We start from the raw sequence: 13,741 nt of genomic DNA, 5'->3' as shown, positions 1-13,741 counted from the left end.
CCGTGAACGGCGCTGACCACGATCTCGAACGGGCCACCGGCACGGCCGGTGTGGTCCGCCGGGTGTTCGACCAGATGCCGTTGATGGTCATGGCGCTGGAGGGCCCGAGACACACGATCACGGCTGTCACGGGTGCGTACCGCGCCTGGACCGGCCTGGCCGAGATGATCGGGACGACCTTGCGGGAGGCGTTCGGCGAGATGGAAGGCCAGGAGGCGATGGACGTCGCCGACCGCGTCTACGAGACCGGCGTGGGGGAGTCGCTGCGCAGCTTCCGCACCCAGTTCGACCGCCCGGACCTCGGCATCCGCGTCGACGCGTACGTGGACGTCAACGTCACCCCGTTCCACGGCCCCGACGGCGTGGTCACCGGCCTGATCATCGACGCGGTCGACGTCACCGCGCAGGTGCGCGAACGAAAGGCCGCGCAGCAACGAGTGGACGACGCGGAACGCCGCTACGCCGAGGCTTTGGACGTGATCGACGCACTCCAGCGGGAGATGTTGCCCGTGGGCGTGCCGTTGCTGCCCAGGGTGCAGGTCGCGGCCAGCTACCTGCTGGCACAGGCGGACACCGCGGCGGGCGGCGACTGGTTCGACGCGATGCCGTTGCCGCACGGGAAGCTCGGTCTGGTGGTGGGGGACGTCGTCGGCCACGGCCTGACGGCGTCGGCGACCATGGGCCAGCTGCGCATCGTCCTGTCCGAACGCCTCACGGCGACCGGGAACGTCACGGCCGCGATCCGGGCTGCCGACGCCGCGGCGCGCCGGATCCCCGGCGCGCGGGCCGCCACGGTGTGCGTCGCCGTCCTCGACCCGGCGACCGGGGTGCTGGAGTACGCGACCGCGGGCCACCCACCCCCGCTGCTCGTCTCCGGCGAGGCCCGCTACCTGGACAGCAGCGGCAGCAGGCCGCTCGCGGTGAACGGCGAGGTGGACCGGATCGTCCGGCAGGTGCGGCTGCGCGAGGGCGATCTCGTGCTGTTCTACACCGACGGCGTCCTCGAACGCCCCGGCCGCACGCTCGCCGAGTGCACGGTCGAGCTGACCGGGGTGGCGGCCGACGTCGCCGCTGACAGGGCGTTCCCCGGCGAGTTCCCGGTGGCGGCCGACCGGCTGTGCACGCAGACCGTCGAGCTGCTCACGCGGGTGACCGGCCACCACGACGACATCACGCTGCTGGCCGTCCAGTTCGTGCCGGCACCTCCCGCCTTCCGCTCGTGCTACCCGGCGTCGGTCGACTCGCTGCCGCGCGTGCGGGCCGACTTCGGCGACTGGCTCGCCGGGCTGCGGGCGGGAGGGCAGGACGCCGACGCGCTCCGGCACGCCGTCGTGGAGCTCGCCACCAACGCCGTCGAGCACGCCTACATCGACTCCGGCGCCGACCACGAGTTCGTCGTCGCGGCCGAGCTCACCGACGCGGGCCAGGTGGAGGTCCGGGTGTCCGACGACGGCCGGTGGCGGGCACCGGCCCCGTCCCCCGACCGCGGGCTGGGCCTGCAGATCACCGCGGACATGGTCGACCACTTCCGGATCGAGCACGACCTGGGCGGCACGACGTCGGTGGTGCGGCACCAGATGAGCAGGCCCGCGCGGTTGCTGACCGCCGACGACCTGACGTCCGGTCCGGCCGTCGTTCCCGCTTCGCGGAACCGGATGATGCTGTTCGAGCCGGAAGCGCCGACATCGCCCCCGTGCATCCGGGTCACCGGCCCGGTGGACGCGCACACGGCGGGCCGGCTCGAGCACGCCATGACCGTCGCGGGGGCCACCGGCACCCGGTCGCTCACCGTCGACCTCGGCGAGGCCACGCACCTGGCCAGCGCCGGGGTGTCCGCCCTGCACCGGCAGATGTCCCGGCACCGCGACAACGGCACCGAGCTGCGCCTGGTCGCGCCCGTCGCCACCCCGGCCGACGTGGTGATGACCCTGGTCGGCCTCGACCACGACACCGGAACGGAGGGGCTTCCCCGATGGACGTGACCGCGGCGGTGACCGAACAGGCGATGGTCCTCGCGGTGCCGCGAGTCGACCCCACCACCCTGCACGCCCTGGCTGACGCGATGGCGCCCGCCCCGCCGCCGGCGCTCGTCGTGCTGGACCTGCGCCGGCTGGCCGATCTGCCCGCCGCCGACGCGCGGTCCCTGCTGGCGGTGGCCTCCGTCCAAGCTCGCCGGGGAGTGCGGTGCGTGGTCCTGGCGGAGCGGCAGGGCGCGGTGAGCCGCGTCCTGGCCACCGCCGACCCTGACGGCGTGCTGTCCAGGTTCGCCGATCTCGAGGAAGCGCTGCTGAAACCCGTCCCGGCCGAGCCGCTCGGCGTCGACGACCTCGTGCCGCAGTTCGAGGTCCTCACCCGGACGCTCCTCACCGCCACGTCGGTCGCCGCGGCCCTGGAGCAGATCTTGCGGGCGTCCCGGCACCTCATCTCCGCCGCGGCGGTGGCGAGCGTGACCCTTCGCACCCCCGACGGCACGTTCACCACTCCGGTGGAGACCGACAGCGTCGCCACCGCGCTGGACCTCGTGCAGTACCGCACGGGCCGCGGCCCGTGCGTGGACGTGGCGGCGGCGGACGGGCCCGGTTATGTGATCAGCAGCGACCTGAGCCGCGACGACCGGTGGCCGGAGTTCGCCGCGGCCGCCACCGAGAACGGGCTGACCGGCGTGCTCGCCACCGAGCTGATGTCGTCCTCGAACAAAGTGGTCACCGGCGCGCTCAACATCTTCACGCGCCACCACGACCGCATCACCGAGACAGATCGGCACACGGCTCTGCTGCTGGCCACGCACGCGTCTCTCGCGCTCGCGCACATGCAGACCACCGAGCTCGCCGAGCTGCACCACACCCAGATGCGCCGCGCGATCGACACCCGCGACATGATCGGGCAGGCCAAGGGCATCCTGATGAACCGCCAGGGCATCACGGCCGAGGAGGCGTTCTCGTTGCTGCGCCGCACCTCGCAGGACCTCAACGTGCGGCTGGTCGAGGTCGCCACGACGCTCGTGACGCGGCGCGGCGAGCTCGACGACCGGCCTCTGCACGACTGACCTGCAGGGGCCGGTGGTGGGGCGCGACCTCCGCCAGCAGCGGCGCCTGGGCCTCCAGCCGGGCGCGGAAGTCGTCCCAGTCCCGGTCGGCCGACCACGCCGACTCGGCCAGCGCGCACAACCGCGGGAACGCCAGGTACTCCGCGTGCTCCGGCGTCCGCACGAACTCCGTCCAGAGCTGGCCCTGCGTGCCGAGCACCCGCGCGGCGCACTCCTCGTCCCACTCGGCCGGCAGCGGGTCGTTGCGGTAGACGTCCTCCAGTGAGACGACGGCGGCGGGCTGGCCGGGCGGCTCGCCTTCCGCGCTCTGCGGGTAGTCGAGGTAGGTGCTGCGGAACGGCGCCATGACGAGGTCGTGCCCGCGCCGCACGGCTTCCAGCCCGTGCCCGGGATCGCGCCAGATCATCACGGCGGCCCGGAGCGGCAGGCCCCGCGGGTTCTCGCCGTCGTCCCAGCAGATCGGGTGCCTGCCCCGCGACACCAGGAACTCGCTGATCCGGCCGAGGAACCAGCCGTGCAGCGCCTCGGGACCGGACAGGCCTTCCTCGGCGATCCGCAGGGCGGCAAGGGGACTGGTCTCCCACTCCACCGCGGGGCACTCGTCGCCGCCGATGTGGACGTACGGGGACGGGAACACCTCCAACACCTCGGTGAGGACGTCCCGCAGGAACTCGAAGGTCTGCTCCTGCACGCCGAACAGCGCCTCGGACACGCCCCAGCCGGTCCACACGGGCAGCGCGCGGTCGGGGAAGTTGCCCAGCTCCGGGTGCGCGGCGAGAGCGGCACGGGCGTGACCCGGCATCTCGATCTCCGGCACGACGGTCACGCCCCTGGCCGCCGCGTGCGCCACGAGCGAGCGCAACTCGTCCTTCGTGTAGGCGCCGCCGTGCGGGATGCCGTCGAAGGTGGTGCCGCCGGCCGGGCCGACCATGCTCTCGGTGCGGTGACCGCCGACCGCGGTCAGGGCGGGGTGGCGGTCGACCGGCATCCGCCAGCCCTGGTCGTCGGTGAGGTGCAGGTGCAGGACGTTGAGCTTGTACAACGCGATCTGGTCGACGAGCGTGCGCAGGTAGGCGACCGGCAGGAAGTGCCGCGCCACGTCGATCATGGCGCCGCGCCAGGCGAACCGGGGTTCGTCGCGCACCTCGACCAGCGGGAGCTCGCCGCCGGACATCAACTGCCGCACCGACTGCACGGCGTGCCGCAGACCGGTGACCGACCCGCGCAACCGCACGCCGTCCGGTGTCACGGACACCGTGTAGGCCTCGCCCTCGCCGTCTGCTTCCAGCACGACGTCGCCGTCCTCGCGCAGTGGCAGGTCCACATAGGACTGGAGAAGCTCGGCGACCGGGAGGGCGTCTCCCGAGGCGGTGATGGCGGACGGGCGGAAGACGCCGGGAGAGCGGACGAGGTGCACCGGTTTGGGGATGATCATGCGATGGCCTTCGCGACGGCGTTGAGCAGGTGGACGGGGCGAAGCAGGTCGTCGTAGCCGACGGGCGGCTTGCCGGTGGCGGTCATCTCCAGGAACTTCTCCAAGCCTGGCACGAAGTAGTGCTCGTCGAGAACGAGTTCCCGTTCCGTGGTACCGGCGGAAGTCGTGACGGAGCCGCGGAACGGCGCCTCGCCGAGCACCAGGTCGATCTCCACCTCCACGCCGCCGACCCGCGCCAGGACGGCGATGCGGTCGTCGTGCGTCGTCACGTCGACCGACTCGATCGGGCCTGGCGCGAGCCGCAAGGCCACGTCGACCGGGTGGATGCCGTAGAAGAAGATCCCGCCGTACGGGCTGGCCGGGTCGACCGGACCGGACGCCGTGACGCGCAGCGGGGTGCCCGCCGCGGCCAGGGCATCGGTGCCGGGGAGCCAGCGCAACGCGGAGAACGAGGTCAGCGGGGCGTGGTGGGCCAGGGCCTCCGCGACGATCGCCTCGGCGTCCTCGTTCGTGACGGCCAGGGGTTTGTCGACGAACACGGGCAGGCCCTCGCGCAGGAACGGGATGGCGTGCGGGCGGTGCAGGTCGCCGTGGCGGTGGGCGACGACCACCGCGTCGACCAGCCCGAAGAGGTCCTCTGGCGCGTCCACGACCGCCACGACCCGGTCCGGGCCGTCCTTCAGGTGTTCGACGATGTGGCCGACGTGGCTGTTCTCGGAGCCGATGATGCCGATGCGCACTTACTGTTCTCCGTTCGGCGCGACGGGTTTCCCGGTGCGGGCGGACTCGTAGACGGCGAGCACGACCGCGAGCGCGCGCCGGGCGTCGGCGGTGCCGACCAGTGGTGGCCGCCGGTCGCGGACGGCGTCGAGGAAGTCGGTGTACTGCGCGAGGTGCGCCTCGTCGAGGTCGGTGCCCTCGCCGATCACGACGCTGCCGCGGTCGCCGTGCACCGCCACCCGCACCGGATGGCCGGGGTTGGCCGCCGTGGTCGCGGTGATCGTGCCCAGCGCGCCGCCCGCGAACGTCACCACGGCGGCGACCGTGTCCTCGACCTCGATCCGGTCGTGGGACAGGCAGGCGGTGCGGGCGAGCACCTCGACGGGGTCGCCCATCAGCCACAGCAACAGGTCGACGGCGTGGATGCCCTGGTTCATCAACGCACCGCCGCCGTCGAGCGCTCGCGTGCCGCGCCACGGTTTCGAGTCGTAGTAGTCCTGGGTGCGCCAGAACGTCGACTCGGCGATGCCGGAGCTGATCCGGCCGAGTCCGGGCAGGGCGCGGTGCGCGGCCGCGGACTCCCGCTGGAAGCGCCGCTGGCTGATCACCGCGACGGTCCGGCCGGACTCGCGTTCGGCGGCGATGATCCGATCCGCGGCGGCGAGCGTGACATCGATCGGCTTCTCGACGACCACGTGCTTTCCAGCCTGCAGGGCGAGAGCGGCGGCGTCCGCGTGCGCGCCGCTGGGCAGGCACACGCTCACCGCGTCCACGTGTTCGAAGGCCCACCAAAGCGAACCTCATGCCGCCCACGGGTGCACCACCCCTGCGTTGTCCGCGCTGTCCTGGGCCAGCAAGGCGATCCTGGTGGCGAGCAGGCTCGCCGCGGTGCCCACGTCGGGCTCCTCGCCGGCGACGAACGCGTCGAGTGCGACGGCCGGACGCCGGCCCTCCGGCAACGGGAGAGACCAGAGAGGGCGTTCGTGCGTCTCGGCGGTGGCCTCCCCGCGTGCCCACAGCAGTTCCGCGGTGCCGTCGCGGCCGGTCAGGCGCATCCGGTAGTCGCCGTGCCACGGCGCCGCCTCCGGGGTCAGCCAGCTGACCTCGATCGTCGCCGCCACGTCGCCCGCGCGCAGCAACACCGCGCCGTGCAACGGTCCGCCGACCGCGCTCACCGTGCCCTCGGTGGCGCCGGAGAACGACAGCACCAGGTCGATGTCGTGCACGGCGAGGTCGCCGATGACCCCGCCGCAGGTCGACCGGTCGAGGAACCACGCGGGCCGGGTCGGCCGCCGGAGCTTGTGCGGTCCGGACGACGCCACCAGTGCCAGCGGTCCGAGCACCCCGGAGTCGAGCAGTTCGCGGGCGGCGAGCGTCTCGGGATAACCGCGTTTCTCCAGCATCAACGAGACCGTGCGCCCGGACTCGCGCGCCGCCGCCTCGATGGCGTCCAATTCGGACAGGCTGGTGCACAACGGTTTGTCGGCGAGAACATGGGCGCCGGCTCGCAGCGCGTCCACCACGACGGCACCGCGTTCCGAGTAGACGCCCGCCACGGCGACGACATCGGGCCGTTGCTCGCGGAACAACGAGACGTGGTCATGATCGGTGACGCCGACCAGTTCGACGTCGGTGCGGAGGGCGAGTTCGTCGAGGACGTAGGAGACGTGCGGATGCGCTGCCCCGGCCACTGCGAGCCGGAGAACGGGATCGGGCATGCATGCCATTCAAAAGCGGTTCCGTTTGCCGAGTCAACGGTATGAATCCGGCCTCGAAGGAATGAATCCTCACTGAGTGCAAGGCTGCTACCTGGGGGAATGAGCGCACCGTAGTCATTCCTCAGCTGTTCGTGTGACCTGCGAAGAATCATTGACGCGCAGGATGTCACACATAATGATGTGCCGAACCGGTGCAAGACACGCCATATTCATTCCCTTTTCGGGGAAGGAATCCGAAAGCAGGTGCCGCCATGAGCGCGACCGACGACTGGCTCGCCGCGTTGCTGAAACAGCCGGAGGCTGACGTAGCGGACCTGGAGCCGGTCACGAGAGCGGAGGCCTCGCACCGACTCGCGCTGCTCGGGGTGCCGGACGCCGACCTCGACGACGTGCTCGCCACACTGCCGGGTCCGGACAGGACTCCCGGGCTGTGGGAGGCGCTGCTGCGCTGCCACCAGGTCCTGTACGCGCGGGAGCCGATCCCGAGCCGCCTGGTCGACTGGCCGAACGCGCCCGCGGAGCTGGGCACGGCCGGCCGCTACTTCTACGTCCACCTCTACCTCCTCGCGCTGCCGACGTTGCTGGCGCTGCACGAGGAACTGCGCATCCCGTTCGACGTCACCGAGGCGACCGTGCGCGACCTCGGCGCGAAGGTCGTCACCTACCGCAAGTACTACGACGTCGGCGGTTTCGACCGGCAGGGCTGGCTGGTGCGGCACTTCCGCGGCACGCTCTTCCGGCTCGGCAAGCTCCAGTTCGACCGCGCCGTGCTCACGGTCGACGAGTACAAGGCCGGGCCGGACACGGGACCGGAGGACGGCACGCCCGTCCTGGAGGTCCACATCCCCGGCGACGGCCCGATGACGCCGCAGGCGTGCGCCGAGTCGTTCCGCCGCGCCCGGCCGTTCTTCCTGGAGCACTTCCCGGAGGAGCACTACGAGTACGGCACCTGCCGGTCGTGGCTGCTGGATCCGCAGCTCGCCGGAGTGCTCCCGGAGAGTTCGAACATCGTGCGCTTCCAGCCGCTCTGGACGTTGTTCGGGCCGATGCCGGACTGCGACAGCGACGTGCTCGAGTTCGTCTTCCACCTCCCGCCCGGCACCGGCGACCTCGCCGCCCTGCCGCAGGACACCACGCTGCAGCGAGTCCTCGTCAGCCACCTGCGCTCCGGCGGCCACTGGCGCCAGGGCTGCGGCTGGCTCGCGCTTCCCTGACCCACCGACCAGAACGGAACCGCCATGTCCTCCCACGAGATCTCGCGGCGCACGATCTTCCGGGCAGCCGCCGTGCTGGGCCTGTCCGCACCCGCTCTGGCGGCGTGCGTCACCGCCGGCGGCGACGGCGCGCAGCAGGCGAGCGCCGGTGACAAGAGCGCCACGAACCCGTTCGGCGTCAAGGCCGACGGCCCGCTGGAGGTCGTCGTCTTCAAGGGCGCCTACGGCGACGACTACGTGCTGGCCGCGGAAGGCGTCTACCAGAAGCAGTTCGGCGGCGCGGTCATCGACCACAAGGGCATCCAGAAGGTCGGTGACACGCTGCGGCCGCGGTTCGTGGCGGGCAGCCCGCCGGACGTCGTCAACAACACCGGCGCGGGCCGCCTCGACTTCAACGCGCTCCGTCAGTCGAACCAGCTGGAGAACCTCGACAAGCTGCTCGACGCGCCGTCGTGGGACGACCCGAACGTCAAGGTGCGCGACACGCTGCTGCCCGGCGTCGTCGAGGACGGCATCTACGACGGGCAGTTCGTGCGGTTCAACTACGCCTACACCGCCTGGGGCCTCTGGTACTCCAAGCCGTTGTTCGAGAAGAACGGCTGGACGTGGCCGCAGACGTGGCCCGAGATGCTGGCGCTCTGCGAGGAGATCAAGAAGACCGGCATCGCGCCCTGGACCCACCAGGGCAAGTTCCCCGAGTACATGACCGACCCGCTGCTGGTGATGGCGGTGCGCGGCGGCGGCATGGACCTGTTGAGGTCGCTCGACAACCTGGAGCCGAACGCGTGGCGGCACGAGTCCGTGAAGGCCGCCGCCGAGGCGATCGCCGAGCTGGCCGGCAAGCGGTACCTCATGCCGGGCTCCGAGGGCCTGTCGCACACCGAGGCGCAGGCCGCGTGGAACCAGGGCAAGGCCGCGATCATCCCGAGCGGGTCGTGGCTGGAGGCCGAGCAGAAGTCCGTCACCCCGGCCGGGTTCGACATGGTCATGGGCGCGGTGCCGTCGCTGTCCTCGACCGGCAAGCTCAAGAACAACGCGATCCACGTCGGCAGCAGCGAGGCCTATCTCGTGCCGAGCCAGGCCAAGAACGTGGCCGGTGGCCTGGAGTTCCTGCGGATGCTGTTCTCCCGCAGCGCCATGAAGGACTTCGCCAAGTCGGTCGGCACCCTGCCGTCGGTCAAGGGCGCCACCGACGGCCTCGCGCTGTCCCCGGCGCTCGCGTCGGTCGCGGAGGCGGTGAAGAACGCCGGTGACGACAGCATCAACTACCGCCACCGCATCTGGTACCCGACGCTGACCAAGGCCGTCGACGACAGCGTCGCCGAGCTCGTGACCCGGCGCATCACCCCGGCGGAGTGGGTCGACCGCGTGCAGAAGGCCGCCGACGACTGCGCGAAGGACACCAGCATCAAGAAGTACGAGCGGAAGTGAGCGTCCTGACCAGGCCGGTGGAGCAGGCTGCGGCGCCTGCTCCCCCCGCGCCGCGCAAGCGCCGCAGGCTCAACCGCGGGTACGGGTTCGTCGTCGGCGCCCTCGCGCCCGCGCTCGTGCTGCACGTGATCTTCATCGTGTCGCCGTACGCCCAGGCGTTCTACCTGTCGCTGACGGACTGGAACGGCGTGGCGGGCAAGGCGAACTTCGTCGGGTTCGACAACTTCGCCCGGCTCGCCGGCGACTCGCTGTTCCTCGACGCGATCGGGAACAACCTGCTGCTGTTGCTGCTCATGCCCGCGGCCACGATCGCCCTGGGCCTGTTCCTCGCGACGATGATCCAGCGCGGCGGCGGTGACGGGCGCAGGGGCGTGCGGGGAGCGCGGTTCTACGAGATCGTGTTCTTCTTCCCGCAGCTGCTGTCGGTGGCGATCGTGGCCGTGCTGTGGGGGTTCGCCTACAACCCGAACAACGGCCTGATCAACGGCGTGCTGCGGGCGATCGGCCTGGACGGGCTCGCGCGCAGCTGGCTCGCCGAACCGTCGCTCGCCCTGTTCGCCGTGATGGCGGTGATGGTCTGGTCGGGCGTCGGCTTCTACATGGTGCTGTTCTCCGCGGCGATCGACGGGATCCCCAAGGAGATCTACGAGGCCGCGCTGATCGACGGCGCGTCGGGCTGGACCACGTTCTGGCGGATCACGTTGCCGTTGCTGCGGGACAACGTCCAGGTGGCGTTCGTGTACCTCGGCATGGTCGCGCTGGACGCGTTCGCGCTGGTCCAGATCATGACCGTCGGGCCGGGCGGACCGGACGGCGCCACCGAGGTGATGGGCCTGTCGCTGTACCGGACGGCGTTCGAGTACGGCAAGTTCGGCTACGCCTCCGCCATGGGCGTCGCGTTGTTCTTCGGCACGCTCGTGTTCGCGCTCGTGGCGTTGCGCGGCAACAAGGACCGGACGGAGCTGGCATGAAACGGTTCCCGCTGCACCTCGCCCTGGGCTTCTGGGCGGTCGTCACGGCGTTCCCGCTGCTGTGGGCGGTGACGAGCTCGGTCAAGTCGGACGCGGAGATCCTCACGAGCCCGTGGACGGTGCCCTCGGAGATCCGCTGGGACAACTTCGGGCGCGCCTGGAACGAGGCGTCGATCGGGCAGTACTTCCTGAACTCGGTGATCGTCGTCGGCGGCGCGTTGTTCCTGACGATGCTCGTCGGCGGCATCGCGGCCTACACGCTGGCGCGCTATCGGTTCCCCGGCAACAGGTTCGTCTACTACCTGTTCGTGACGTCGCAGTTCTTCCCGACGTTCCTGGCGCTCGTGCCGTTGTTCTTCACGGTCGAGCAGATGGGCCTGCTGGGCACGAAGCTCGGGCTGATCCTGGTGTACGCGACGTTCGCGACGCCGTTCACCATCTTCTTCCTGCACGCGTTCTTCCGCACGCTGCCGTCCGCGATCGCCGAGGCGGCGTTCATCGACGGCTGCACGCACTGGGGCGTGTTCTTCCGGGTGATGCTGCCGATGGCGCGGCCGGGCCTGGTGTCGGTCGCGATCTTCAACTTCCTCGGCCTGTGGAACCAGTACCTGCTGCCGCTGGTGCTCAACCCGGACCCGGAGAACTACGTGCTGGCGCAGGGACTCGCGGCGCTGTCGACGTCGCAGGGCTACCAGAGCGACTGGAGCGGGCTGTTCGCCGGGCTCACCATCGCGATGCTGCCGGTGCTGCTCGCGTACGTCTGCTTCCAGCGCTACATCCAGGCCGGCGCGACGGCCGGCGCGGTCAAGTGAGTCAGGTCGGCGGCGGTCACGAACCCGCCGGGTGAGAGCAGCAGCCGGAACTGCGCGACCCCGTGGAGCAGCCCTGCCGGTGCGGCCGCACGCAGCATCACCGCGTGCGGGCTCACCAGCAGGGCGTAGCCGTCTTCGCCGAGGCCGCGCAGCGCCGGTTCGTGCGTCACCATCACGACGCCCTCCGGCGAGTTGCCCAGGACGATGCCGGTGGTCTCGCGGACGTACCGGCGGATCAGCTTCGCCGCCTCGTCCGCGTCGCCGATGACCCGGATGGCCATGTCGGGGTGCACCACGAACCGCCCGGTGCGGCGGCGGGGTTCCCTGTCGTGCCGGCGAATGGCCATCACGCGCTCCCTACTTCAGCCAGTCGTACGTCGTCTGGACGCGGGTCAGCTCCTCGGCCTGGCCGGGGGAGAGGGTCTCGTGCGGGTCGAGGCACCAGATGCCGCGCAGGACTCCCTCGCGCCGCAACACCTCGTGCACCCCGGCGATCACGCCCGCGAACCCGTTGCGCACGTCGAACACGGCCGCGTTGGCGTCCACACACCCGGCCGTTCGTTCCTCGACCCGGTGGCGTGCCTGGACGTCCCCTGCCACGGCGGCGTGGGCGTCCTGGAGGATCTCGACCGCCGACCGCGTCCACACCGCCCAGTGCCCGAGCAGGCCGCCGACGAACCTCCTGACGCCGCCGCGGACGTGGAACGGGGTGAGGAGGTCGCTGACGATGTTGTCGTCGTTGCCGGAGTAGAGCGCCACCTCGGTGCCGCGGCCGGAGTCCGCGACACCCTGCACCAGCTCCAGCGTCCGGTAGCGGTCGAACGGCGCGGCTTTCACGGCCACTGTGGACGGTTGGTCGGCGAGGCGCTGCCAGTAGTCTCGCGGGAGGTACCGGCCGCCGACGGCGTCCTGGAGGTAGAACCCGATCGTCGGCAGGACCTCGCCGATCGCTGCGTTGCGGTCGAGGAGGTCGTCCAGGGAGAGATCGCGTGCGGCACCGCCGGGGGAGACCAGGACGGCGTCGTAGCCGAGCTCACGGGCGACCTCGGCTTCCGCCACGGCCTGCGCGGTCTGCCCGGCCACTCCGGCGACCCGCACGAACGGGGTCCGGTCGCGCATCTCCTCGGCCGCCAGCTCCAGCACCGGCCGGTACAGCCCGTGCTCGCGGATCTCGAACTGCGTGGTGTGCACGCCGACCGCGAGCCCGCCGGCGCCCGCGTCCAGGTAGTACCGGGTGAGGGCCCGCTGCCGTTCCTCGTCCAGCTCCCGCTTCTCGGTCAGCGCCAGGGGATGCGCGGGGATCACGGTGCCGCGGTGCAGCAGCGCGGAGGTCTCGAGGTCCATCAGAACCGGCCGTCCCGTCGTTCGAACTTGGTCGGCTTCCGCCACACCGCACCGCCGCCGAGCAGCCACGCCGCCTGGAGGTCGACCAGCTGGCCGAGCGTGCGGTCGGGGTAGCCGAAGAGCCGGTGGCACGTGGTCGCGTCGCTGAGCAGCGAGGTCTCCGGCAGCGCACCGGTGAACGACGCCTCCACCCCGAGGCGGGCGGCGAGCCGGGTCGCGATCGACCGCACGGACGCGGTCTCCGGGCCGGTCAGGTTGAGCACGAACGGCTCGGCGGAGGTGTGGCCGACGCTGCGCAGCACGACCTCGTTGGCGTAGCGCTGCCACACCACGTTGACGGCGCCGGTGGAGAGGTCGACCGGCTCGGTCGCGAGCAGCGTCCGCGCCAGGTCCGCGAGCACGCCATAGCGGGGCTCGCAGGCGTAGTTCAGCCTGATCAACGCCACGGGCGTGCCCCTCGTGCGCGCGGCGTGGGTGAACACCTGCTCACGGCCGCGGCACGTGATCGCGTAGTCGCCCTCCGGCCGTGGTTCGTCGGTCTCCACGCTGCCCCCGCCGACCGCTGCGGACATGCCGTAGACGTTGCCCGTGGACAGCGCGACGATCCGCGCCCGCGGGTAGCGCTCGGCGACGTACGCGGGCAGCACGGTGTTCGTCATCCACGCCTGCTCGGGCGCGCCGGCGGTGCCGAACTTGGCGCCCACCAGGAAGATCACGGTGTCGGCGTCCGGCAGTGCCGCCACGGCGGAGGGATCGCCCAGGTCCGCCGCCACGACCTCGACGCCCTGGGCCTCGACCCGCGCGCGGCCGTCCTCGTCGGACCACCGCGACACCGCCCGCACGGCGGCCTCGCTGCCCGCCTCGGCGAGGGCGCGCCGGGCCATGCCCGCGATGCCGGAGCCGGTCTTGCCGCCCGCCCCGAGCACGACGACGTCACCCCAGCCCGCGGCCTCCGCGACCAGCGCCGGGGACGGCCTGCTGAGTTCTTCCTCGAGTTCCGCCTCATTCACGAGGGCACACTCCCGGTGTGGAACGAATTCATTCTCTGGA

Annotated in this window: 13 protein-coding genes; 6 read left to right on the top strand and 7 right to left on the bottom strand. The window is 71.4% G+C overall.

Annotation, left to right across the window (positions count from 1 at the left end; translation table 11 throughout):
* Positions 1–2: 2 nt before the first annotated feature.
* Positions 3–1,982 (top strand): SpoIIE family protein phosphatase, encoded by a 1,980-nt coding sequence (locus ACFWV3_RS18635; RefSeq protein WP_382412589.1) that lies wholly within the window; start codon positions 3–5, stop codon positions 1,980–1,982.
* The gene (locus tag ACFWV3_RS18630; RefSeq protein ID WP_382412588.1) at positions 1,973–3,046 is read left to right on the top strand and encodes an ANTAR domain-containing protein; all 1,074 of its coding nucleotides are present in this window, start codon (positions 1,973–1,975) and stop codon (positions 3,044–3,046) included. Before ACFWV3_RS18635 ends, ACFWV3_RS18630 begins: the two co-directional genes overlap by 10 nt.
* Here ACFWV3_RS18630 and ACFWV3_RS18625 read toward each other — a convergent pair.
* From ACFWV3_RS18625 to ACFWV3_RS18610, 4 genes are read right to left on the bottom strand one after another with little or no spacing between them, the layout of a single operon-like run.
* Positions 2,967–4,481, bottom strand: coding sequence for a beta-N-acetylhexosaminidase (locus ACFWV3_RS18625; protein WP_382412586.1), 1,515 nt, complete (start codon positions 4,479–4,481; stop codon positions 2,967–2,969). The genes ACFWV3_RS18630 and ACFWV3_RS18625 overlap by 80 nt on opposite strands.
* Complete coding sequence (locus ACFWV3_RS18620) at positions 4,478–5,221, bottom strand: Gfo/Idh/MocA family protein (protein ID WP_382412584.1); 744 nt, start codon at positions 5,219–5,221, stop codon at positions 4,478–4,480. Before ACFWV3_RS18620 ends, ACFWV3_RS18625 begins: the two co-directional genes overlap by 4 nt.
* A complete protein-coding gene (locus ACFWV3_RS18615; protein ID WP_382412583.1) occupies positions 5,222–5,974 on the bottom strand; it encodes a Gfo/Idh/MocA family protein in 753 nt (250 codons plus the stop codon).
* Between the two features lie 27 nt (positions 5,975–6,001).
* The gene (locus tag ACFWV3_RS18610) at positions 6,002–6,919 is read right to left on the bottom strand and encodes a Gfo/Idh/MocA family protein (protein ID WP_382412582.1); all 918 of its coding nucleotides are present in this window, start codon (positions 6,917–6,919) and stop codon (positions 6,002–6,004) included.
* Positions 6,920–7,170: 251 nt separating this feature from the next.
* Between ACFWV3_RS18610 and ACFWV3_RS18605 the strand changes: the two genes are divergently transcribed.
* The 4 genes from ACFWV3_RS18605 to ACFWV3_RS18590 are packed head-to-tail and all read left to right on the top strand — an operon-like array spanning position 7,171 to position 11,347.
* Positions 7,171–8,133: an acyltransferase domain-containing protein gene (locus ACFWV3_RS18605; protein WP_382412581.1), complete on the top strand. Its 963-nt coding sequence runs from the start codon at positions 7,171–7,173 to the stop codon at positions 8,131–8,133.
* 24 nt (positions 8,134–8,157) lie between these two features.
* The gene (gene ngcE / locus ACFWV3_RS18600) at positions 8,158–9,564 is read left to right on the top strand and encodes an N-acetylglucosamine/diacetylchitobiose ABC transporter substrate-binding protein (protein ID WP_382412579.1); all 1,407 of its coding nucleotides are present in this window, start codon (positions 8,158–8,160) and stop codon (positions 9,562–9,564) included.
* Positions 9,561–10,535 (top strand): carbohydrate ABC transporter permease, encoded by a 975-nt coding sequence (locus tag ACFWV3_RS18595; protein WP_382412577.1) that lies wholly within the window; start codon positions 9,561–9,563, stop codon positions 10,533–10,535. The genes ngcE and ACFWV3_RS18595 overlap by 4 nt, the downstream gene beginning before the upstream one ends.
* Positions 10,532–11,347, top strand: a complete 816-nt coding sequence (locus tag ACFWV3_RS18590; protein ID WP_382412576.1) for a carbohydrate ABC transporter permease — start codon at positions 10,532–10,534, stop codon at positions 11,345–11,347. The genes ACFWV3_RS18595 and ACFWV3_RS18590 overlap by 4 nt, the downstream gene beginning before the upstream one ends.
* On the opposite strand, the gene ACFWV3_RS18585 is transcribed toward ACFWV3_RS18590, so the two are convergent.
* The 3 genes from ACFWV3_RS18585 to ACFWV3_RS18575 are packed head-to-tail and all read right to left on the bottom strand — an operon-like array spanning position 11,308 to position 13,701.
* Complete coding sequence (locus tag ACFWV3_RS18585; protein WP_382412575.1) at positions 11,308–11,694, bottom strand: glycoside hydrolase family 20 zincin-like fold domain-containing protein; 387 nt, start codon at positions 11,692–11,694, stop codon at positions 11,308–11,310. The genes ACFWV3_RS18590 and ACFWV3_RS18585 overlap by 40 nt on opposite strands.
* A gap of 10 nt (positions 11,695–11,704) precedes the next feature.
* Positions 11,705–12,691: a dihydrodipicolinate synthase family protein gene (locus tag ACFWV3_RS18580; protein WP_382412573.1), complete on the bottom strand. Its 987-nt coding sequence runs from the start codon at positions 12,689–12,691 to the stop codon at positions 11,705–11,707.
* Positions 12,691–13,701, bottom strand: a complete 1,011-nt coding sequence (locus ACFWV3_RS18575; RefSeq protein ID WP_382412572.1) for an NAD-dependent epimerase/dehydratase family protein — start codon at positions 13,699–13,701, stop codon at positions 12,691–12,693. The genes ACFWV3_RS18580 and ACFWV3_RS18575 overlap by 1 nt, the downstream gene beginning before the upstream one ends.
* Positions 13,702–13,741: the final 40 nt, after the last annotated feature.

Origin of the sequence: Lentzea sp. NPDC059081 (genome assembly GCF_042738015.1) — a bacterium.
Classification (GTDB): Bacteria; Actinomycetota; Actinomycetes; order Mycobacteriales; family Pseudonocardiaceae; genus Lentzea.
The sequence above is the reverse complement of the archived record's forward strand: the minus strand, read 5'-3'. Positions and strand labels throughout refer to the sequence as shown.